13 protein-coding genes are annotated in these 22,730 nt (G+C 71.0%); 4 read left to right on the forward strand and 9 right to left on the reverse strand.

All coding sequences use genetic code 11. The annotated features are described in order from the left end of the window. Nucleotides 1-30: 30 nt before the first annotated feature. Nucleotides 31-8,685, forward strand: a complete 8,655-nt coding sequence (locus O7607_RS17415) for a DNRLRE domain-containing protein (RefSeq protein ID WP_269704260.1) — start codon at nucleotides 31-33, stop codon at nucleotides 8,683-8,685. A 476-nt stretch (nucleotides 8,686-9,161) separates the two neighbouring features. On the opposite strand, the gene O7607_RS17420 is transcribed toward O7607_RS17415, so the two are convergent. Further along, nucleotides 9,162-9,941, reverse strand: coding sequence for an SDR family NAD(P)-dependent oxidoreductase (locus O7607_RS17420; protein ID WP_269704262.1), 780 nt, complete (start codon nucleotides 9,939-9,941; stop codon nucleotides 9,162-9,164). 285 nt (nucleotides 9,942-10,226) lie between these two features. On the opposite strand from O7607_RS17420, the gene O7607_RS17425 reads away from it, so the two are divergent. Beyond that, nucleotides 10,227-11,279: a fatty acid desaturase family protein gene (locus tag O7607_RS17425; protein WP_269704264.1), complete on the forward strand. Its 1,053-nt coding sequence runs from the start codon at nucleotides 10,227-10,229 to the stop codon at nucleotides 11,277-11,279. Nucleotides 11,280-11,330: 51 nt separating this feature from the next. On the opposite strand, the gene O7607_RS17430 is transcribed toward O7607_RS17425, so the two are convergent. Beyond that, nucleotides 11,331-12,095, reverse strand: coding sequence for an LppX_LprAFG lipoprotein (locus O7607_RS17430; protein ID WP_269704266.1), 765 nt, complete (start codon nucleotides 12,093-12,095; stop codon nucleotides 11,331-11,333). Nucleotides 12,096-12,320: 225 nt separating this feature from the next. On the opposite strand from O7607_RS17430, the gene O7607_RS17435 reads away from it, so the two are divergent. Further along, nucleotides 12,321-13,463 carry an FHA domain-containing protein gene (locus tag O7607_RS17435; RefSeq protein WP_269704268.1) on the forward strand — a complete coding sequence of 381 codons (1,143 nt, stop codon included), beginning with the start codon at nucleotides 12,321-12,323 and terminating at the stop codon, nucleotides 13,461-13,463. Nucleotides 13,464-13,542: 79 nt separating this feature from the next. On the opposite strand, the gene rocD is transcribed toward O7607_RS17435, so the two are convergent. From rocD to O7607_RS17460, 5 genes are all read right to left on the reverse strand, one after another. Next, entirely contained in the window at nucleotides 13,543-14,757 is a 1,215-nt protein-coding gene (gene rocD, locus O7607_RS17440) for an ornithine--oxo-acid transaminase (protein WP_269707005.1), read from the reverse strand. Further along, entirely contained in the window at nucleotides 14,757-15,572 is an 816-nt protein-coding gene (gene ddaH / locus O7607_RS17445) for a dimethylargininase (RefSeq protein ID WP_269707006.1), read from the reverse strand. The genes rocD and ddaH overlap by 1 nt, the downstream gene beginning before the upstream one ends. A 286-nt stretch (nucleotides 15,573-15,858) precedes the next feature. Further along, entirely contained in the window at nucleotides 15,859-16,755 is an 897-nt protein-coding gene (locus O7607_RS17450) for a DUF4190 domain-containing protein (protein WP_269704270.1), read from the reverse strand. A 112-nt stretch (nucleotides 16,756-16,867) separates the two neighbouring features. Then, a complete protein-coding gene (locus O7607_RS17455; RefSeq protein WP_269704273.1) occupies nucleotides 16,868-18,322 on the reverse strand; it encodes an RICIN domain-containing protein in 1,455 nt (484 codons plus the stop codon). 5 nt (nucleotides 18,323-18,327) lie between these two features. Continuing rightward, nucleotides 18,328-19,077, reverse strand: coding sequence for a cellulose binding domain-containing protein (locus O7607_RS17460; RefSeq protein WP_269704276.1), 750 nt, complete (start codon nucleotides 19,075-19,077; stop codon nucleotides 18,328-18,330). A gap of 276 nt (nucleotides 19,078-19,353) precedes the next feature. Between O7607_RS17460 and O7607_RS17465 the strand changes: the two genes are divergently transcribed. Continuing rightward, the gene (locus tag O7607_RS17465; RefSeq protein WP_269704279.1) at nucleotides 19,354-20,163 is read left to right on the forward strand and encodes an Fpg/Nei family DNA glycosylase; all 810 of its coding nucleotides are present in this window, start codon (nucleotides 19,354-19,356) and stop codon (nucleotides 20,161-20,163) included. Nucleotides 20,164-20,211: 48 nt separating this feature from the next. Here the strand turns inward: O7607_RS17465 and O7607_RS17470 are convergent, their stop codons facing one another. After that, complete coding sequence (locus O7607_RS17470) at nucleotides 20,212-21,084, reverse strand: aminoglycoside phosphotransferase family protein (protein ID WP_269704281.1); 873 nt, start codon at nucleotides 21,082-21,084, stop codon at nucleotides 20,212-20,214. Between the two features lie 128 nt (nucleotides 21,085-21,212). After that, complete coding sequence (locus tag O7607_RS17475; protein WP_269704283.1) at nucleotides 21,213-22,634, reverse strand: WGR domain-containing protein; 1,422 nt, start codon at nucleotides 22,632-22,634, stop codon at nucleotides 21,213-21,215. Nucleotides 22,635-22,730: the final 96 nt, after the last annotated feature.

A 22,730-nucleotide genomic window follows, 5' to 3' on the forward strand; every position in this document is an offset into this window, starting at 1 on the left:
CTTTTCGCGCGCTCCGCATGGAGGACACGCATGCGTCAACGTCATGCCCGCCGTCTGCTCGCGGCGGTGATCGGTGCCGTCCTGGTCGTCTCCGGCGCCCCGGCACAGGCCCGGCCACCGGGCCAGGAGAAACCGGAACCGCGCCCCGGCACGGTGCTCCGCCCGCCCGCGGTGAAGGGCCGGGACCTGCCGGCGACCCCGCCCGGGCCGGGCAAGGTGCTTCCGTCGGTGGCCCGGCCGGTACCCGCCGCCCCGATACCCGCGCCCCGGCGGGTCCGCGAACTCACGGACCGCCGTACCGCCACCGGCAAGGTCTTCCAGCTCGCCGACGGCCGGACGCAGGCGGAGGTCAGCCGCGAACCGGTGCACTACCGGGACGGGAACGGCCGCTGGCAGGACATCCGGCCTGCGATCGCGGCCGGCACCACTGCCGGATATCCGTACGCCGCCACCCGCAACGCGTTCGTCTCCCGGTTCGGTGACCGCAGCGACCGGGTGCTGTCCTACTCGACCGGCGCGTACGGGCTGACGCTCGGACTCGCCGGGGACCGGCGTGAGCTGCGGCCCACCGCGAGCGGTACGCGGGTCAGCTACCGGGGTGCGGTCGGCGGAGCGGACCTGGTCTACGAGGTGACCCGCTCGGCGGTCAAGGAACAGATCGTGCTGGCGGCTCCGCCGAGCGGACCGGCGACGTACTCGTTCACGCTGGACACGCGGAAGGTGCGGCCGGTCGCGCACGCCGACGGTTCGGTGTCGTTCTACGCGACCGACCGCGAGGGCCCGCCGCTGTTCACGATGCCGCGGCCGTACATGTACGACAGTGCCGACGACCCGGGCTCGGTGGTCGGCAAGCGGGTCAGCTACCAGGTCACCCAGCGCATCGAGCAGCAGGGCGGCCGCACCGTGGTGACGGTGAGCGCCGACGGTGCCTGGCTGCGCAGCCCGGACCGGAAGTACCCGGTGGTCATCGACCCCACCATCAAGATCCAGCCGACGCTCGGCCAGGCGCAGGACGTCATGCTCGCCTCCGGCGGCCCGACGGAGAACTTCGACAGCACCTGGCGGCTGTCCGCCGGTGCTTCCAGCGGCGGCACCTTCCGGTCGTTGACGAAGTTCGACCTGTCGAAGGTCCCGGCGAACACGGTGCTGGACTCGGCGCAACTCGAGATGTACTTCGACCAGACCCACGGCGGCGCGGACGACTACTCGATGGCGTTCGAGGCGCGCCGGGTGACAGCGGCGTGGAACGAGAGCACCGCGACGTGGGACAGCATGGGCGGCAAGTTCGCCGAGGTCGGCGAGAACCGCGAGCAGGTCGACGAGGCGGACGCCACCAAGGTCACCGCGAGCGGGGAGTGGCCCGGTGCCACCGGCACCGACCGCAGCCAGGCGCTCAACGGCGCCTACCGCTACAACTCCGACTCCACCACGGGGCAGACGTTCACCTGGGTGCCCCGGCTCACCGAGACCGGCCAGTACGAGGTGTTCGTGCACTACGTGCCGGGCAGTAACCGGGCGACGAACGCGCCGTACACCGTCCACTACGACGGCGGCTCGGTGGTGAAGACGGTCAACCAGACCACCGGCTCCGGCAACGGCACGTGGGTGTCGATCGGCTCGTACGCGTTCAAGGCCGGCACCACCCACAAGGTGGTCCTCGGCGATGTGGCCGGCAAGACGGTGGTGGCCGACGGGGTGCGCTTCGTCAAGCGCGCCGAGGTGACCAAGCCGGCGCACCAGACGAACGCCTGGCACAGCTACAGCGTCCGCTCGATCGTGCAGGGCTGGCTGGGGGACCCCGCGACCAACCACGGCTTCATGGTCAAGGGCAAGGACGAGTCGAACAAGAACGGCGGCCCGCGCTACGAGTCCGGCGACTTCTCCTACGGTGGTGAGGACGACCACGGCCCGAAGCTGGTGCTCACCTGGGGACGCCCCGGGGTCGCGTTGAACCCGGTGAACACCGTCCGCGCGACCGGCGCCGATCTGTCCTGGTCGACCTACGCCGACCCGTCCTCGTCGCCGGACGACGACCTGCTCGAATACCAGGTGCACGCCAGCCGGACGCAGAACTTCATGCCGAGCGCGGCCACGCTCGTCGCGCCGGTACGGCCGGGTCGCACCAGCTACGCCGACACGCACGCGACGCCGACCCCGGCGAACTCGTCCGGCCAGTTCGGTGACGCCTACTTCTACATGGTCGCGGCCCGGCTGCGCGACGGCACGGTCCTCCCGGCGCAGACGCAGATGGTGCGGCTGCCAAAGGCCGGCCAGGTGATCAAGTTCTTCACCGGCGCCGACGACAACACGCTGACCAGCGCCAAGCCCAACAACAACTGGGACACGCTGGACGCCGGCGGCGAACTCCAGGTCGGCAACAAGGGCTCGATCTACGGCACCAGCCGCGTCGTGCTGAAGTTCCCCAACGTCACGGGCCTGCCCGCCAAGACCAAGGTGATCAACGCCCAGGTCGGGCTCTGGGGCTGGTACAGCGAGGGGACGGGCGTCGGCCAGCAGCAGTTCCAGCTACGCGGTCTGACCCGCGGCTTCAGCGAGACCACCTCGACGTGGAACAGCGCCCAGACCGGCACCGCCTGGACCACGCCGGGCGGTGACGCCGAGTCGACGGTCCAGTCCACGGTGGGCTCCCTGAACGGGGATCCGGGGTGGACGAACTGGGAGGCCGGACCGCTGGTGCAACGCTGGATCGACGACGCCGCCACCAACAAGGGCGTCCTGATCCGGCAGGCCGACGAGGCCGGCGCGGAGCAGCGGGTGCTGTTCCTCTCCGCCGAGGCGGCCGAGCCGTCGCTGCGCCCCCGGCTCCGGGTCATCTTCACCGCGCCGACCAGCGACCGGACCTACTACGCGCCGACCACCCCGGGCCGGATGGTCCCGGGTGACCAGTACCTGGTGCCGGTCACCGTCACGAACACCACGTCGTCGGTGTGGTCGCCGTCGGACTGGGTGCTGTCGTACCGGTGGACCCGGCAGGACGGCACCGCGGTGAGCGCGGACCCGATCGAGACGCCGCTGCCGTCCGCGCAGGCGCCCGGTGGCGTGGTCACCGTCAACGGCACGGTGAAGGCACCGACGTCCGGCAGCGACGGTGACCGCCGGGAGCCGTACGTGCTGAAGTGGGAGCTGCGGAACAAGACCACGAACCAGTGGCTGTCGCAGACCGCCCAGATCGACCCGCTGGACCAGTCGGTCGCCGTGGAGGACCCGACCTCCGACCAGCTCGGGCTGGAGAAGTTCTACCAGTACGCGGGCGGTGGCACGGGGGCCGGCTCGACGCTGCTGGTCAACCAGTTCTCCGGAAACGCGCTGGTCGGCTACAACCCGATCAACAACCCGAGCCGGGGCGTCACCACGTTCGTCCGGATGACGTACAACAGCCAGGACACCTCCACCTCGTCGGCCGGCCTCGGCTGGTCGTTGTCCACCTCCAGCGCGGTCCGGCTCGGTTCGCCACTGGAGTTCCGGGGCGGGGACGCCACCTGGCCGCAACAGGTCGCGATGACCGACGGCGACGGCACCACCCACCTGTTCGAGCTGAACAAGAACGGCAGCGGCAACCCGGCCGACTGGCGGTACGTCAAGCCGTCCGGTGTGCACCTGTACCTGCAACGCACCGGCAGCGGCGACCCCGCCGAGGCGTGGACGATGACGCGGCCGGACCGCAGCCAGTTCGTCTTCGACGAGCAGGGCTACCAGATGGCCGTGCGGGATCGCAACGGCAACCAGTTGCGCTTCGCGTACGAGCGCAAGCAGGTCGGCAACCGCAACGCGGCGGTGCTGCGTCACCTCACCGATCCGGACAACCGGCAGACGCTGACGCTCGACTACTACGAGCCGGGCGACGCGTACACGGCCTTCGTCGCCGGCACCCGGCAGTCGCTGACCAACCTCCAGAACCTCCGGATCATCGGTCAGCTCAAGTCGGTCACCGACGTGAGCGGCCGGACGCTCTCCTTCGTCTACAGCGACACCGGCCTGCTCCGGGAGGTCACCGACGGCGCCGGCACGGCCGAGGCCAAGACCTTCGGGTACGCCTACGACGAGTCGCAGGGGGCGCAGAACGCGCGGCTGATCAAGGTCACCGACCCGCGGAACTCGAACACGAAGATCGCCTACAACGATCCCGGGGACGCGTTCCAGCAGGGCAAGGTCAACACGATGACGGACCGGCTCAACCGGTCGACCCTGTTCGAGTACCAGGACCCGGACGGCGGCGCGAGCACGGGCGTGGTCACCACGGTGACCGACCCGAAGGGCCGGGCGACCGAGACGACGATCGACGGCTACGGCCGCAGCACCCGGATCTCGAACGCCAAGGCCGAGGTCACGCTGCTCGGCTGGGACGCGGACAACAACGTGGTCCGCCTCGAGGACGCCAAGAACGCGGTTTCCACCTGGCGTTACGACCAGGCGACCGGCCTGCCGCTGGAGGTCCGGGACGCGGAGGCGGTCAAGAACAACACCCCCGGCATCCGGATGGACTACCGGTTCGGGCTCGGCGGTCACACCGCCGAACTCACCGACAAGTACTCGGCCGAGGGCCGGCACTGGAAGTTCGGCTACGACGCGGTCGGCAACGTCACCTCGGTGACCGACCCGAAGGGCACGGCGACCAGCACCGAGGGTGACTTCACCACCTCGTACACGTACGACGCGGCCGGGCGGATGCTCACCGCCACCGACGCGAACGACGGTGTCACCAAGTACGCGAGCTTCGACGCCAACGGTTTCCCCAGGACGATCACCGACGCGTTGCTCAACGACACCACCTACACCTATTCGGCGATCGGCTCCGTCACCACCATGACGGACGCGAAGCAGCACACGTCGACGTACGGCTACGACATCCTCGGCCGGCCCACCACCAGGAAGATCCCGGTGGACAGCGCGGCGGGTGTCTACGCCACCACCCCGGCACCGGTCTACGACAAGAACGACAACGTCACCCAGCAGACCTCCGCCACCGGTGCGGTGACCACCGCCACCTACGACCTGCTCGACCGGACGAGCACCGTCACCACCGCCAAGGACACCAGCACGTCCGACGCGCCGACGACCAAGTACGACTACGACCCCGTCGGCAACGTCACGAAGATCACCGAGCCACGCGGCATGCTCACTCCGACGGACCCGAACGACTTCGCGACCGTCTACGTCTACGACGAGCTGAACCAGCTGACCGACGTCACCGACGCCGCCAACGGCCGGGTGCACATCGACTACGACCGGGTCGGCAACATGATCAACGTGGCCGACCAGCGGAAGATGGCGACGGCCGACTCCACCGACTACACCGCCAAGTACAACTACGACGCGAACCACCGGGTCATCGAGACCGTGGACGCGAAGGGCAACACCACTGCCGTCTCGTACGACAGGGACGGCAACACGAAGTCCTCGACCGACCAGGACGGCAACAAGACGCTCCTCAGCTACGACGAGCGGTCCGCGCTGATCGAGCAGAAGGTGCCCTACTCCTCGGCCAACGGCACGATCACCTACCGCACCACCCGCTACGGCTACGACGAAGTGGGCAACCGGACCACCCAGGTCAGCCCGCGCGGCGTGGACACCGCCGAGGCCGACGACCCGGACGACTTCACCACAGTCACCCTGTACGACAAGCTCAACCGGGTCCGTGAGGTCCAGCAGCCGTACGACCGCGACGACGAGCGGTTCACCACCCCGGCCACCACGATCTACACCTACGACAAGGTGGGCAACCCGGAGCGGATCTCGGCCCCGCCGTCGCAGGGGGAGAGCACCCGCAACGACACCGTCCAGACGTTCTACGACACCGGCTGGGTGCGGACCTCCGAGGACGTCGGCTGGAACATCAAGACCGCCTACAAGTACGACCTCAACGGCGCGCAGACCTCCCGTACGGTCACCGGCGCCAGCGGCAACCCGCGCGAGATGCTGTGGACGTACCACCCGGACGGCAAGAAGAAGACCCAGGCCGACAACGGTGCCGGCTCCGGCACGGCGCGCAAGGACTTCAGCTACGAGTACGACGTCAACGCCAACCTGACGAAGATGTCGGACGCCAGCACCGGCGCCACGGTCGACACATACGTCATCTCCTACGACCCGCGTAACCAGGTTGCCAGCGTCGAGGAGAAGAAATCCGGCACGGTCAAGAACACGACCACGTTCAGCTACGAGCCCAACGGGCTGCTCAAGCGCCGGACGCACGACACGCAGATCTCCGAGTACACCTACGAGCCGCAGCGGGACCTGGCGACCGAGATCAAGAACATGACCTCGCCGACCGACCCGAAGCCCAAGTACACCCGGTACACCTACACCAAGCGGGGGCAGACCGACACCGAGACCAAGGGCAACGGCAACGTCGTCACCTACGCCTACTTCCTCAACGGCGCGGTCCAGAGCCAGGCCGAGAAGAAGTCCGCCGGGACGCTGGTCAACCAGCACACCTACGAGTACGCGGCGAACGGGCAGAAGTCCAAGGACGTCTCGCGCAAGCAGAACGCGGACAACCGCACGGCCTACCTGGACACGACGACCACCTGGACGTACGACCCGCAGGACCGGGTCCGCTCGGTCACCAAGACGGGCGCGGGTGCGACGACCGAGAGCTACGTGCACGACGCCAACAGCAACGTCGTGTCGCAGACCGTCGGCGAGGTCCCCACCTCGTACAACTACACGAAGAACCGGCTGCAGTACGCGACCACGAACGGCGTGCGCGCGACCTACGCCTACGACCCGTACGGCCGGCTCAAGACGGTGACCGCCGCCGGCACCGCGCTGGAGAGCTACACCTACGACGGTTTCGACCACGTGGTCACCAACGTCAAGAACCCGGGCAACAAGACGACCACGTACAAGTACGACCCGCTGGACCGGCAGGTCGAGCGGACGTACGGCGGCAAGACCACCACGTACGCCTACCTGGGCCTCAGCTCGGACATCTCCGCCGAGTTGGAGGGCACGAAGGTCGTCAAGTCCTACCAGCGCGGCCCCGGCGGCAGCCTGTTGTCGCAGGTCAAGACCAACACCGACAACAGCCAGGAGGACTCGTACGTCGGCTACGACGGCGGCTCGGACGTCGAGCAGATCACCGACGACAAGGGCGACGGCCGGGCGACGTACGGCTACACCGCCTACGGCAAGAACGACTCCGGTCAGTTCACCGGCGTGGACAAGCCGGACGCCGACAACCCCGACAACCCGGATCGGGTGCCCTACAACTCGTACCGTTTCCAGGCCAAGCGGTTCGACCAGTCCACCGGCAAGTACGACATGGGCTTCCGCGACTACGACCCGGGTATCAACCAGTTCCTGTCCCGCGACTCCTACAACGGGGCGCTGAACGACCTGGCGTTGGCGGTCGACCCGTACACCGGCAACCGGTACGCCTTCGCCGGCGGCAACCCGATCTCGAACGTGGAGCTGGACGGCCACAGCTGGATCGACAAGACGCTGGACGCCGCCAAGGAGTACGTCGGGACCGTCGCCAGCGGCATCAAGGACACGGTCAAGGGAACGCTGGACACCTACGCCGAGGTGGACGACTGCGCCTCCGGTGACAGCGACGCCGCCTGCGACAGCGTTCGTGGCAAGGCGAAGGCCGCGGCGGACCAGTTCGACAAGGCCGGCGACTGCGGTTACAACAACGACAAGGCCGCCTGCGACTCGGTCAAGCAGTCGGTCGGCTGTGGTGAGGACAAGTCGGGCCCGGAGTGCGCCGGCAACCTCACGGTGGCCGCGTTGGACATGTTCGCCGGCAAGGGTGCCGGCCGGGGTGCCGGCGCGGCACGCGCCGGCAAGGCCAGCGGGGCCTCGCCGGGCAGCCGGGCCTCACAGGGTGGTGGGGCGTCCACCGCCGCGCGGGACTGTTTCTCCAACAGCTTCGTGGCCGGCACGCTGGTGCTGCTCGCGGACGGCACCACGAAGGCGATCGAGGACGTCGACCTCGACGACGAGGTGCTGGCGACCGACCCGGAGACCGGTGAGACCGAGGCCAAGCCGGTGAGTCGCCTGATCCAGGGGCAGGGCCACCGCGACCTGGTCGACGTCACCGTCGACACCGACGGCGACGCCGGGGACGCGACGGCCGACATCGTGGCCACCGACGGCCACCCGTTCTGGGTGGAGGACGAGGGCCGGTGGATCGACGCCGGGCAACTCGTGGCCGGTGACCAGGTGGCGACGCCCGACGGCGACACCCTGACTGTGGTGCGGACACGGCACTGGACGCAGGTGACCGCCGTCTACAACCTCACCGTCGAGGACATCCACACGTACTATGTGCTGGCCGGCAGCGCTCCCGTCCTCGTCCACAACTGCAGAGACGCAGCGGTTGCTGCCCGCCACGGCGGTGCCGTGGTGGAAGGCGGATACAAATTCCCTAGTCACCGCTCAGCGCGACAAGCGGCTTCGGAAATGGTTGGAGATATGGGTTCGAATTCGGTTGCGATTCGGGCTAGAGATTTTCGTGGCGGCCCGTACTGGATGAGAGACTCCGATAAGGTCATTGGTCGTAAGAGCGCCGATGGGACGCGCCTCTGGCGGGACGACTTCACCGGACATGTTTTCAAGGACGGTCGGGGGAATGTCGAAAAAATTATCGGCCCGCATCTCAACGTGGAAGCGCCGCATCTTCCGAACGGCGGAAAAGGCCTGCATCTGTTCTATTAGAGGAACGCATGAATATATGGTGGAGACTTCAATGCGATTTGAACCACGAGTGGACGCTCGACCTTCCGGAAGGAGAGGAGATCTCCGGCGACGCGGATCGGTGTCCGGTCGATGGTCTTCCAGCGGTGACGGCTGTGCCGGAGCGCCCGGCTGACCGTGTTTCGGTAACCCTGAGGCCTGCCGCGCGAGTGGTCGACAGGGTAACCGGTCAGGTCGGAAGAGATTCGGAATACTACTTGAGAATCTCGTCGCAAGACGGTCTGGAAAGCAGGCAGAGCGTCAAGATCTTCAGTTGGGACGAGGCTATTCGGAAAGCTGCCATGTTCCAGAAGGTGACATGGGAGCAGGCAGCTCGACGTTGGATCAGAATGGGTCTGGACAAGGTCTGAATGACTGATGAGGGGCGCACCAGGCATGGCTGCGCCCCTCATCATGTCCACATATGCCACCCTGCTTCGGTGACCGCGGCTCGTGCCTCACCTGATCGGCGAACCACCGTCGACCGGGATGGTGTGGCCGTGGATGAAGGACGCGTCGTCGCTGGCGAGGAAGCAGACCGCGCGGGCGATCTCGTGCGGCTCGCCGTACCGGCCGGCGGGCGCCTGCATGGTCAGGTCGTAGAACGGGAAGTCGCTGGTGATCTCCGCGCCCTCGAAGGCGGCGGTCTTGATCACGCCGGGGCCGATGCCGACCGCGCGGATGCCCTGGTGGCCATAGTCGTAGGCGATCTGCTTGGTGAGCCCGATGACGCCGTGCTTGGCGGTGGTGTACTCCGCGCCGACCTCGCTGGCGACCACGCCGGACGCCGACGACACGTTGATCACGACACCCTTGCCGCGCTCCAGCATGTGCGGCAGCGTCGCCTTCGTCACCAGGAAGACGCCCTTCAGGTCGACCTCCATGACCAGGTCCCACTGCTTGTTCTCGATCTCCAGCAACGGCACGTACGCGCCGAACACCCCGGCGTTGTTCACCAGCACGTCGATGCGCCCGTACGCGTCGAGGGCGGCGCTCACCATGGCGCGCACCGAGTCCTCGTCGGTGACGTCGGCCGCCACCGCCACCGCGTCGCCGCCGGCTTCCTTGACGCGCGTGACCGTCGCCTCGGCGCGCTCCATGGAGAGGTCGGAGACGACGACCTTCGCGCCCTCGGCGGCCAGCTCGACGCACATCGACATGCCGAGTCCGGAGCCCACCTGGTCGGGGCTGAAGCCGCCGCCCGTCACCAGCACCACCTTGTCCGTCAATCCACGCACCGCGCTGTCTCCCGTCTGTCGATGACCGTGCGGCCTGCACCCTGGCCGTTCGGATGAGAATCCCTCGTATTTACGTACAGATTAGCTGGTCAGAGGGGGTGCGCCCACCGGCGAGAGGGGCCGCCGCGGTGTGATGAAGATCGTTTGCGTCGCGCCGGCCCGGAGGGGTAGGGACAGCACCACCCCTGAGCCGGGGGTCTGCGGGATTACCCACGGCGACGATCATCGCCAGAATCGGTGACGGAGAGTCGCGTACGGAGCGTGGCTCGCGGCATCGGGGGCGACATGACTTCTTCCACGGCGACGGAACCCGCGGCACGGCGGGGCAGCGACTACGCGCGGTTGTCCCGCCGGATCGCCGAGGCGGGGCTGTTCGAGCGGCGGCCCGGCCGGTACGCGCTGCGGATCGCGCTCACGCTCGGCGCGTTCGCGGCCGGCTGGGTCGTGGTGGCACTCGTCGGTGACTCGTGGTGGCAGGTGCCGCTGGCGGTGGTGATGGCGGTGGCGACCACACAGGTGGCGTTCCTCGGCCACGACGCCGGGCACCGGCAGATGTTCCGCCGGCGTGGCCCGAGCGAGGCGGCCGGGCTGGTCGCCGGCAACCTGGCGGTCGGGCTCAGCTACGGCTGGTGGGTCGACAAGCACAACCGGCACCACGCCAACCCGAACCACACCGACGAGGACCCGGACGTCGGGGCGGGCGCGCTGGTCTGGACGTACGAGCAGGCGATGGCCACGCGCGGCCTGAGCCGGTGGATGGCCCGCCGTCAGGCCTGGCTGTTCTTCCCGCTGCTCCTGCTGGAAGGGCTGGCGCTGCACGTGGCGAGCGTGCAGGCGCTCGTCGGTCGGGAGCCGGACGGGCGGTGGCGGGTGCCGATGCGGCACCGGGCGGTGGAGGCGCTCCTGCTCGCCGCGCACGCCGCCGGCTACCTCGGTCTGCTGTTCGCGGTCATGTCCCCGGCCAAGGCGCTGCTGTTCGTCGCCGTGCACCAGGGGCTGTGGGGGCTCTACATGGGCTGCTCGTTCGCCCCGAACCACAAGGGCATGCCGATGCCCACCGCCGACGACGAGCTGGACTACCTGCGCAAGCAGGTGCTGACCTCGCGCAACGTCCGCGGCGGCCGGTTCGTCGACCTGGCGCTGGGCGGGCTCAACTACCAGATCGAGCACCACTTGTTCCCGAACATGCCGCGCGCCAACCTGCGCCGGGCCCGGCCGCTGGTCATGGCGTACTGCGCCGAGCAGGGCGTCCCGTACGCGGAGACCGGGCTGGTCGAGTCGTACCGGCAGGCCCTGGCGCACCTGCACGACGTGGGCCGGCCGCTGCGCGCGGCCTGAGCGCGGCGGGCCCGGGCGGGGGCGAGTGGGGCGCCCCCGCCCGGCGCCGGGTCAGATCCGGGTGCCGGAGAAGGCCGCGGCGATCGCCGCCGGTGCCTCCTCCACCGCACCTGGTGCGGGCGGGCTCAGCCGCACCGGCGTGCCGTACTCGGAGTAGGTGACAGACATCTGCTCGAGCGACGCGTCGATGGGCGTCATGTCCAGCTTGAAGGTGCTCAGGCGCCCCTGCTCGTCGACGGTCGCGGTGAACGGCAGCGCCTTCGCCTTGTCGCCCGCCGCCGTGAGCGCCTTCGCGTTGGCGCCGCTGCGCGTGTAGTCGAGTGTCCCGGCGTACGCGCGGTCACCCGAGCTGCGGACGTCGACCACTGCCGCGAGCAGCTTCTTCACCCCGCCCGGGTCGTCCACCGGCATCACGCCGTCGCCGGTGTCCATGCGCAGCCACTTCCGGGAACCGCCGAGCTGCTCGCCCAGCGTGCCGTCGAACTTGACCCAGGTGTCGGTGCCGATGACCAGCATGCGCACCTCACCGAAGGCGGCCATCGTCAGGGTGGTCTGCATGGTGCGAGCCCGCGGGTCGGTCACGCCGTGCGCGGTGAGCATGGCCGAGTCCAGCTCGACCCGCAGCGTCTGCTCGTTGAGCTTCCCGATGGCGGCGGTCAGTTCGTCACGCGGCGTCGTCGCCGGGCTCGCGGAGCCCGCAGCGGCGGCCCGTTCGGCTGGCGCGCCCGTTCCGGTCCGGTCGCCGCATCCGGTCAGACCGAGGCCGAGCACCGCGACGAGCGCGACCCCCGTGGTCGCCAGCCGTCGTTTCGTCATCAGTGATGTTCCTCCGTGAAAGGGCCCCCACCGGGGCCGGACGATCAATGTATCGGCACCCGCCCGACGCCGTGCTCCCGTTTCCGCAGTGCGCGGCGAGGCCGCCGACGGAGGTGGCCGGTAGGGTCGTCGCATGGTGGAGGGCGCGCCGCGGTGGTGGCGCGCGGCGCGGCGGGCCGGACGGCCCCGGCCGCGTCACGGGACGACATCGTGCGGAGCTGCGGCATGAGATTCGAGATCAGCAAGGTGCTCGACGCCATCGAGGGTCGGGTCTGCACCGATCCGTCGCTGGCCCGGGCCGTGGTCGACCTGGCCGAGGTGATCCGCTGGCAGAACCTGGACGGCGGACGCCCGGCCAGCCTGCTGCGGCTCGGCATGGTGATCGACGCGCTGTCCCGGCAGATCGGCGAGGACAGCGTCCCGGTCTACGCGATCGTGCACCGGGCACTGCTGTCCGACGCCGACCTGACCTCCAACGAGCGGATGGTGGTGCGCCGGTGGGCCGATGACGGCCTGGTGGAGGTGCTCGACCAGCCCGGTGACCGGATGCTGGAGGTGGCCGACCTGCTCGGCCTGCCGGTGCTCACCCGGGCGCGGCTCGACGGGGTCGTCGGGCGGTACCCGTGGATCGGGCAGGCGGGCCGCGTGCTCGCCCCGGTGCCCGGCGCCGGCGGGCCGGTCTTCATCGCGCACGTCGGTGGCGGCCAGGACCCGGCCACCGGCAGCCGTTCCCCGGCCGGGGTCAAGCTGCTCACCCGGAAGTGGCGGTGCCCGGAGCCGGGCTGCGCGCTGTTCGGCGGGGGCGGCGGCGCCTTCGCCGACCTGGCCGCGGTGGACCGGGTGCCGGCCGAGCAGCCGCCGCCCACGCTGCGTACCGGTGCGCCCACCTGCCCCCGGCACGGTACGCGGCTCTCCGACGCCGGCCCGCGCCCGCGTACCGAGGTGCTCGCGGTGCGCATCGGCGGGCTGGTCCGCAAGCGGTTCGTGCTCACCGAGACCGAGCCCGTCGCGGTCGGCCGGGCGCCGGACGGGCCGGGCGGGGTGACGCTCGGCCAGTGGCTCAACGACGAGGCCCGGCGCTGGATCAGCCGCAGCCACATCCGCCTGGAGCTGCGGGTGGGCGAGGTGGTGGTCACCGACACCAGCACCAACGGCTCCGGCGTACGCCCCGGTGGCTCGATGGCGGAGCACGAGCGGATCGCGCTGGCGCCGCAGCAGTCCCGGGTGCTCGCCGAGGGCGACCTGATCGAGCTGTACCCGGGCGTGCAGGTGGGTCGCGCCGGTGCCATGAGCAGCGACGCCAAGTACACCCCGAACTCGGTGATGGCCGAGGCGCCGACCATGGCGATGCGGCTGCCGCGTCAGTAACGGCCACATGCGAAGGCGCCGGGACCGTCGTGGTCCCGGCGCCTTCTCGCGTACGGCCTCAGCCGCGTCGCGTACGGCCTCAGCCGGCCAGGACGGCGGCGAGCTGCGCCACCGCGTGGTCGATCTCGTCGGCGGTGATCACCAGCGGCGGGGCGAGCCGGATGGTCGAGCCGTGGGTGTCCTTGGCGAGGACGCCCCGCTCCATCAGTCGCTCGCACGCCTGCCGGCCGGTCATCAACGCGGGGTCGATGTCAAGCCCGGCCCACAGCCCGCGACCGCGTACCGCCACCAGGCCCTTGCCGATCAGGCCCCGCAGCCCGGCGTGCAGCCGCTCGCCCAGCTCGGCCGAGCGGCGCTGGAACTCGCCGGTCGCCAGCAGCCGGACCACCTCGGTCGCGACCGCGCAGGCCAGCGGGTTGCCGCCGAACGTCGAGCCGTGCTGGCCCGGCTGGAGCACGCCCAGCACGTCGCGGTTCGCGGCGACCGCCGACACCGGCACGATGCCGCCGCCGAGCGCCTTGCCCAGCAGGTACATGTCGGGCTCGACGCCCTCGTGCTCGCAGGCGAACGTCGCGCCGGTGCGGCCCAGCCCCGACTGGATCTCGTCGGCGACGAAAAGCACGTTGCGCTCGGTGCAGACCCGGCGGACACCCGGCAGGTAGCCCTCCGGCGGCACCACGACGCCCTGCTCACCCTGGATCGGCTCCAGCAGCACGGCCACCGTGTTCTCGTCGATCGCCGCGGTCAGCGCGTCCAGGTCGCCGTAGGGGACCACAGTGAAACCCGGGGTGTACGGCCCGAAGTCGGCGCGCGCGTCCTCGTCGGTGGAGAAGCTGACGATAGTGGTCGTACGGCCGTGGAAGTTGCCCTCCGCCACCACGATGTTGGCCTGGCCCGGCGTGACGCCCTTGACCTGGTAGCCCCACTTGCGGGCCACCTTGATGCCGGTCTCCACCGCCTCGGCGCCGGTGTTCATCGGCAGCACCAGGTCCTTGCCGCAGAGCGCGGCCAGTTCGCGGCAGAAGACGGCGAACTGGTCGTGGATGAACGCGCGGCTGGTCAGCGTGAGCCGGTCGAGCTGCGCGTGGGCGGCCTCGATCAGCTTCGGGTGCCGGTGGCCGAAGTTCAGCGCCGAGTATCCCGCCAGGCAGTCGAGGTAGCGGCGGCCGTCCACGTCGGTCAGCCAGGCGCCCTCGGCCGACGAGATCACCACGGGCAGCGGGTGGTAGTTGTGCGCCGTGTGACGCTCCGCGTCCCGGACGGCGGACGGAGTCCGCAGCATGTCGTCGATGATCACTTGCTCGCCTTTCCCTGACGGAGTCGCAACGTGCAGCACTTCGGTCCGCCGCCGGCCTTGCGCAGCTCGGACAGGTCGATGCCGATGGTCTCGTAGCCCCGGTCGCGCAGCTTCGCGGCCAGGTCGGTGGCCTGCGCCGGCAGCACCACGTGCCGGCCGTCGCTCACCGCGTTCAGGCCCAGCACCTCGGCGTCGGCCATGGTGGCGTGGATCGCGTCCGGGAACAGCCGGCGCAGCACCGCCCGGCTGCCGGGGGAGAACGCCTCCGGCAGGTACGCCACGGTGCGCTCGTCGAGCACCGTCAGCGCGGTGTCCAGGTGGTAGAAGCGAGGGTCCACCAGCTGCATGGTGATCACCGGGTAGCCGAAGGTCTCCTGGAGCTGGGCGTGCGACGCGTGCGCGGTGCGGAACCCGGTGCCGGCGAGCAGGTGGTCACCGGCCAGCAGGACGTCGCCCTCGCCCTCGTTGACGTGCTTCGGGTCGTAGATCTCGAAGCCGGCGCTCTCGAACCAGGCCCGGTACGCGGGCGCCTCGTCGGCGCGCTGCGGGTCGCGGAACTGCACCGCCATGGCCTTGCCGTCGATCACGGTGCCGCCGTTCGCGGCGAAGACCATGTCCGGCAGGCCGGCGACCGGCTCGATCAGGTCGACCTCGTGGCCCAGGTCGAGGTACGTCCGGCGAAGCTGCTCCCACTGCCGGATCGCCAGGTCGGCGTCGACCGGGGCGGTGGGGTCCATCCACGGGTTGATCGCGTAGTCGACGGCGAAGTACGTCGGCCGGCACATCAGAAAGCGCTGGCGGATGGCGTCCATCGTCATGTCGTGCTCCCAGGGTCGGGCGCGCCCGGCCACGGTCGGCCCACGGGCTGGCGCCGTGGTCCAACGTTATGCGGCCCGGGTAGACGATATCCACCGCGAGAAGTTGCGTCCGGCAGCGAATCGTTGCGTTGAATCGGTCAGCGGCGGATGATCCTTGCGCCGACGCCGGACACACTTCGGGGGCGGCGAACCGCCGCCCCCGAAAGAGGTGTTGCCCGGCCGGTGAACCACCAGAACTGATCGGGCTGACCGGCCCTGCCGGCGATCGGGACAGTGCCCGTCAGAACCAGGCGCCAAACTGTGAGTCAAGCCACTCGCGGAAGCGGCCCACCCACTCGCCGTCGGTGGTCGGCCAGTCGAACTGGCCGGTCATCGCAACGATGCCGAGCACCACGGCGGCCAGGCCGACAGCGATGCCGATGAGCGCGTCGGTCTTGCCCGCGACGTGCCGGCGACGGGTGGCGATCAGGCCCAGCACGGCCAGCACCGCGCCGGCCGCGCCGACGCCGATGCCGTACCCGGCGAGCGTGCCGGAGAGCACGAACAGGGCACCGACCACCGAGACGATCAGGCCGAGCGTGGCGAGCAGGCTGGCCCGGGGACGCTTCGTGGTGTACGGCTCGGGCCGGTCCACCCGGCCGTCGCGGTCGGTGTCCGTACCGTCGGGGCGGCCGTCCCGGTCGAGGTCGGCGCGGCCGTCGTGGTCCAGGTCGGTGCGGTCCGGGCGGCCGTCGCGGTCCAGGTCGGCGGTGCGCTCGGCGACGGGCGCCGCGCCGGCGGTCCGCGCGTCGGTCACCGGAACGGTGTCGGCGTCGGTCCGGCGGCCGGTGACCGCACGCGCCGCCGCACCCCGGTCCGCGGCCCGCCGCCGCGCCTCCGCGTCCCGCTCGTCGTCGGCCGTCGCGATCCGGCCGTCGGTCGTCGTGGCCGCCGTCCGGCCGTCGGTGGCCGCCGTCGTGTCGCGGTCGCGGGCGGCCCGGTCGGTCGCCGCGTCCCGGGCGCGCTCGTCGTCGGTCGCGGTGGCGGCGCTGCGGTACGTGGTCCGCTCCTCGTCGCGGTCGGTGACCACGGGCCGGTCGGCCGGCTGCTCGGCGGTCCGGTCGCGTTCGTCGACCACGCCGTCGCCGTTGGTATCGGTACTGGTCGCCGGAGAGTTCCGGCGGGACAGGATCTTCACGATGACACCTCCTGATCCAGGCGCGGAGGCCGCGCATGACATGCAGGAAGTACCCAGGTGTGCCGAAATCGACACCCCTGGGTCGCTCCGCACGCTCAGGCGTGCCGTCCGGTCACGACACGGTGCGTGACCACTGCTGGTTGGTGCCCGCGCCGCAGGTGTACTGCTGGACGTCCGCTCCGTCGCCGGTGCCGGCGTTCACCACGTCCAGGCACTTGCCGCTGTGCCGGGCCCGCAGTTGGAACCAGCCGTCGCGCGCGGCCCACTGCCACTGCTGGTTGGCGCCGCCGCCGCAGGTGTACTGGATGATGTTGGCGCCGTCGGCGGTGGACGCGTTCGCGACGTCGAGACACTTGCCGCTCGCCGCGTTGACGAGGCGGAACCAGCCGCCGCCGGCGTCCTGGAACTCCCACCTCTGGTTGCCGCCGCCGTTCCAGCCCCACTGCTTGACCTCGGCGTTGTTCGCAGTGGAGCCGTTGATCACGTCGAGCACCCGGCCGCTGTGCCGGGCGGTCACCCGGTGGTACGTGGGCGAGTTCCCGGTGACGGTGCCCGCCGCGGTGTCGACGGTGACGGACGGATACCAGGTCAGGCTCATGCTGGTGGCGGTCGGGAAGGCGATCGGCAGCCACACGTACTGGGAGTCGTTGGCCGGGCCGCCCCAGGCGCCCGCCCACCTGTCACCCAGATAGAGGTAGCTGGTGCCGGAGGTGCCCTGGATCGGCAGCACGAACGCCGGCTGAGAGTTGAACGTGGTGCCGTTGCCCACGTCGGTCCAGCCGCTCCACGGTCCCGAGATGCTCGGCGCGGTGGCGTACCGGGCCTGGTTCGGGCTCCAGCCCGTCGCCCCCGAGGTCAGCAGGAAGTACGTGGAGCCCCGCTTGAACATCGCCGGCGCCTCCCGGTGCGCGCCGTCCCAGAAGTTGCCCACCAGCGTGGCGACGTTGAGGTAGTCCGAGGTGAGCCGGTAGATGTGCAGGTCGTAGTTGTCGTCGGCGGCCGAGATCATGTACGCGGTGCCGTTGTCGTTGTAGAGCGTGATGTCGCGGGACATGTGCTGCCCGAGCGGCCGGAAGCTGCCGTGGTACGTGTAGTTCCCGTCCACCGTGGCCGACGAGGCGACGGCGGCCCGCGCCTCGTTGTAGTCGGACCCGTTCTCCTTGTGCATCCACATCACGAACCGGCCGGTGGAGGCGTTGTAGACGACCTTCGGCCGCTCGATGTTGGCGACACGCAGTTCGGCCGCCGACGACTGGGTGAGCACGTTGTTGCGGAACTCCCAGGTGCGCAGGTCCGTGGAGCGGTAGACGGAGACCGCCCGGAACGTGTTGTCCGGGTTGCGGTTCTCGCCGAACCAGTAGTAGTAGTCGCCGACCTTGAGCACGCCGCCGCCGTGGGCGTGCACCACGGCGCCGCTGGTGTCGGTGAACTGGGTGCCGTTGGTGACCGTCACCGGCGCCGCCAGCGCGGCCGCCGGTCCCATCACCGTCACCGCGACGGCCACCGCGAGCGCCAGCCCGGCCGCCAGGAGGCGGCCGGTGGCGCCGTGCCGTGCCGCCCGTCGCACGCCGGTCACCGTCCGCAGACCGGCGTGATCGTGGCGGGCGTCGCGCTGCTCGCCACGAGCATGCCGAACGTGGTCAACGCGCCGGGCGCCAGCGTCCCGTTCCAGGAGGCGTTACGGACCGTGGCGTCCTGGCCGGTGCCCTCGGCCACCCCGCCCCAGACCGACTGGATGCGCTCGTCACCGGACCACCGCCACGAGACGAGCCAGCCCGGGACCGGCTCGGTGCCGCCGTTGCGCACCGTCACCGTGGCGACGAAGCCGCCGCCCCACCTGCTGTCGATAGTGGCCGTCGCGGAGCAGAGCGACAGCGTGCGCGCCGGTCCGCCGATCACGTACGGATCCCGCGTGCCCTTGGTGTCGCCGAACCGGAACCAGTACTCGGTGCCCGGGGTCAGGCCGCCGATGGTCACCGTGCCCGACCGTTCCGGCCCGGTGACGGCCTCGGCCACCGGATCGCGCCACCCGGTGGCATCCTCGCGGCTGGTGAAGAGGCTGATGAGGAGCGGCGGGTCGTAGCCGCAGGGCGGGCTGAGCACCATCCAGTAGGTGATGGTGACGCTGGTGGTGGTGGCGCCCGTCACCTGGCCGGTGACCGGCAGCGCCGGCGGGCAGGCGTACGTGGGCGTCGGGGTGGGCGTCGCCGCGGTGGCGGGCGTGATCGTCGTGGCGGCGGGTGATCGGTCGGCACCGGCCGAGGCGGCCAGGCCGGTCAGGGCGAGGGTGGCGGCCAGCGCCGCGCCGAGGGTACGGAGCATCTGTCTCTCCCGAGCTGGGGGCGCCGGGGGCGGTCGGCGCCGGAGGTGGTGGACCGCGATGTCGCCGCCGCGGCGGCACGGCGGACTTGCCGGAGACGACTGCCCGGCACCGGGGTGGCGCATCACCCCGCGCTTGTCCCTCCGGCGAGATCGAGCTGCTCGCACTGGCTCCCGAGCGCTACCGCCGCCAGTCTTTCAGTCGACGATCGTCGATTCAATGCCGTCCCGGCACCCGACGTCGCCGACGGCGCGGTCTGCTGGCTACGCTTGGCCGTTGTGCCAGAGGGACACAGCATCCACCGCCTCGCCGCCCGGCACGCCGAGCTGTTCGCGGGCGACAAGGTGCACGCCGACAGCCCGCAGGGGCGCTTCGCCGAGGGCGCGGCCCGCCTGAGCGGCACCGTCCTGGACGGCACCGAGGCGTACGGCAAGCACCTGCTGCACCACTACGCGGGCGAGCTGACGCTGCACGTACACCTGGGTCTGTACGGGAAGTTCGCCGACGGGCCGGGGGAGCCGCCGGCCCCGGTCGGGCAGCTGCGGCTGCGTCTGCACAGCGACCGGCACTGGCTGGAGCTGCGCGGCCCGACCGCCTGCGAGCTGCTGACCCCGCCCGAGGTGGCGGCGCTGCGCGACCGGCTCGGGCCGGACCCGCTGCGCGCCGACGCCGACCCGGACCGGGCGTACGCGCGGATCCGCCGCAGCCCCACCCCGCTGGCCGCGCTGCTGCTCGACCAGTCGGTCGTGGCCGGCACCGGCCTGATCTTCGTGACCGAGGCGCTGTTCCGGGCCGGTCTGCCGCCGCTGCTGCCCGGGCGGGAGCTGACGCCGGCCGGCTGGGCTGACCTCTGGGCGGACCTGGTGACGCTGATGACCCTCGCGGTCGAGCGGGGCCGGATCGACACGGTGCGCGACGCGCACCTGCCGGAGGCGACCGGCCGCGCGCCGCGCGTCGACAGGCACGGCGGTGAGGTGTACGTCTACCGCCGCCCCGGCGCGCCCTGCCACGTCTGCGGCACCCCGGTCAGCCGGGGCGCGCTGGCCGGACGCAACCTCTACTGGTGCCCCACCTGCCAGGCGGGCTGACCTCTCGGCGTACCTGCCGCTGCGCCCGCTCCGGGCGCGGCGGCGCTGTCACATCTCGTCGAGCAGCCAGCGGGCCGCCTCGACGTTGCCGGGGAAGACCTGGTCGCCGCCGATGCTCCAGGCCACCGTCTGGCCGATGGCCCAGCCGCGTACCCGCTCCCGGTCCAGACCCAGCTCGGCGCTGAGCCGGTCGAGCCGGTGCCGGACCGCCGCGGGGGAGTGGCCCAGCTCCGCGCCGCGCACCAGCGGCACCACGGCGAACTCCCGCTCGCCGACGAGCGGCTTCGGGTCGATCACCAGCCACGGCTCGCGCCCGGCCGCCAGGATGTTGCCGGCGTGCAGATCCTGGTTGACCAGCACCTGCTCGCCCTGGCTCGGTGTCAGCTCGGCGAGCAGCCCGAGCGCGGCGTCGAGCAGGCGCCGCTCGTACGGGCGGCCGGCCCGCCGCCAGTTGCCAGGCATCCGCTCCGCCCAGCCGGCCGCCTCCTCGGCCAGCGGCGTGAACGGCGCACCGGCCGGCACCGCGAGCCCTGGCAGCAGCCCGACCGCGACGTCCAGCGCCGCGTCGGCCGCCAGCGAGTGCAGCGGCGTGCCGGGGTCGCACCGCTCGACGAGCAGCGCGCGCCGGCCGGGGTCGTGCCCGAGCAGCCGGATCGCGCCGCGCCCGTCCCAGTGCGCCAGCGCGGTGGCCTCGTGCACGCTGTCGTCGTCCGGGTACTGGAGCTTCAACACGGCCCGGGTGCCGTCGGGCAGCGTCGCGGGCAGCGCCAGCGACGCGAACGCGTACGCGAACGGCGGACTGACCGTCAGCTCCCACCGCGCGACGCAGTCGGCCAGCCGGCCGGGCAGCTCCGCGAGCCATGCCCGGCCGGTCTCGGTCCGCTCGACCCAGCGCAGCCCTTCGGGAATGTCGCACCGCATCGGCACATCCTGACCGGTGCGGCGAGTCTCCGCTGTCCCCGACGCGGCCCTCCGGCCTCGCCGGGCCGCCCTCGTCCCTGCCGGGCCGGCGCCGCCTCGCCGCGTGCGGCGGGCCCGCCGAGGACCTGTCACCGCAGCCTGCGGATGTCCCCGTACGCCCGGTAGAAGCCGCCCCGGCCGGACTCGCGGACCTCGGTGACCAGGTAGCGCGCGCCCGGCTCCCGGATGCCCTTGGGGAACTGCACCGACCAGTCCCGCCGGTAGCCGTCGGCGAGCACGTGCACCCGCAGTCGGCCGCCCTGCTCGACGCACTGCACCAGCACGCCGTCGCGGTCGTCGGTGGTCACCTCGACCGACGTCCAGGCGGCAGTCTCGGGCATCCGGGCCGGCGCCTTGACGTCGACCACGTCGGGCACGCTGCCCGCCTCGGCCGCCCGGATCGCCGCCTCGCTCGCGTCGATGCAGGCCAGGTGGCCGCTCGTGGTGACCACGTAGAGCCGGTTGTCGTGGTACTGCATCGAGTACGCCGAGCCGCAGCCGGTGCCGAGCTTCCACAGCCGGTTGCCGGACTGGTCGAAGCAGTAGATCGAGGACGCGCTGTCGCCCGCGAACACGTACCGGCCGCACTCGGCGGTGGCGCAGGAGAAGACCGCGGAGTCGCAGCGGTAGACCTGCTCGGCCCGGCCGTCCTTGCGCAGGCGCACCACCTCGCGGGTGCCCGTACCGGCGAACACGGCGTCCCGCTCCTGCCAGCCGAACAGCACCGCCCCGGTGCCGGTGTGCCACAGCTCGCGCCCGGTGCGCCAGTCGTAGCCGGTGACCCCCTGCGAGTGGCCGTGGTAGAGCGCGTCGGCGTCGCAGCGCACCATCCACGCCGACCGGCCGCGCCCCGGCCGGCGCCAGAGGAACTCGTCCTCGTGGTCGATCGCCGAGATGCCACCGTCGCGGTCGGACACGCCCAGCACGCCGTCGTGGATGTCCAGCCAGTAGATGTCGATCTCGGGCGCGATCGCGTACGCCGCGCGGGGCACCTTGCCGGACAGGTCGTAGACGTTTCCGTCGTCGCAGCCCGCGTAGACCCAGGCGTCGTCGGCGACGATGCACTTCACCCCGTCGGGCAGCCGGACCTGGTTGACCAGCCGGGCGTCGTGGTCGAGCGTGGTGATCACGCCGTGTTCGTTGCCGACCATGCAGTGCCGGTCGTCGACGAAGATGCCGAAGGCGGGCGCGCCCGAGGCGTAGCGCCAGAGGACCGGGGCGGTGCGGGCGGTCGAACGGGTGCTGACGATCTGCCGGCGCGACACGGTGCGCTTCTGGCGTACGCCGCGCACCGCCGGGGCGTACCCCTTGCGGATCTTCTCGCCGATCTTCTTCGCGGCGGCGGCGCGGGCTCGGGCGTTGTCCGGGTAGGTGCTCGTCTTCACCTGGCCCTGGTCGCCGATCCGGCCGTAGCGCACTGTCATCGCGGTGTCGTCGACCACCACCTCGTAGAACTTGTGCGCTCCACCGTCCACCTCGGACAGTTCGAGGTAGGTCGTCTCCTGGGACATGGGGGTTTACCTCCGAGGGGAAGTGCCGGACCGGCAACGCGCACACGCTAACGCCGGGCACCGACAAACCCGGGTGTCGGTGTTAAGAAGGGGCCC

The sequence above is a fragment of the Micromonospora sp. WMMA1949 genome (assembly GCF_027460145.1).
Taxonomy (GTDB): Bacteria; Actinomycetota; Actinomycetes; order Mycobacteriales; family Micromonosporaceae; genus Micromonospora.

Coding starts and splice junctions, on each gene's coding strand:
- O7607_RS17425 (WP_269704264.1), top strand. CDS start 10,227: ATGACTTCTTCCACGGCGACGGAACCCGCGGCACGGCGGGGCAGCGAC.
- O7607_RS17430 (WP_269704266.1), bottom strand. CDS start 12,095: ATGACGAAACGACGGCTGGCGACCACGGGGGTCGCGCTCGTCGCGGTG.
- O7607_RS17475 (WP_269704283.1), bottom strand. CDS start 22,634: ATGTCCCAGGAGACGACCTACCTCGAACTGTCCGAGGTGGACGGTGGA.
- O7607_RS17460 (WP_269704276.1), bottom strand. CDS start 19,077: ATGCTCCGTACCCTCGGCGCGGCGCTGGCCGCCACCCTCGCCCTGACC.
- ddaH (WP_269707006.1), bottom strand. CDS start 15,572: ATGGACGCCATCCGCCAGCGCTTTCTGATGTGCCGGCCGACGTACTTC.
- O7607_RS17470 (WP_269704281.1), bottom strand. CDS start 21,084: ATGCGGTGCGACATTCCCGAAGGGCTGCGCTGGGTCGAGCGGACCGAG.
- O7607_RS17415 (WP_269704260.1), top strand. CDS start 31: ATGCGTCAACGTCATGCCCGCCGTCTGCTCGCGGCGGTGATCGGTGCC.
- O7607_RS17435 (WP_269704268.1), top strand. CDS start 12,321: ATGAGATTCGAGATCAGCAAGGTGCTCGACGCCATCGAGGGTCGGGTC.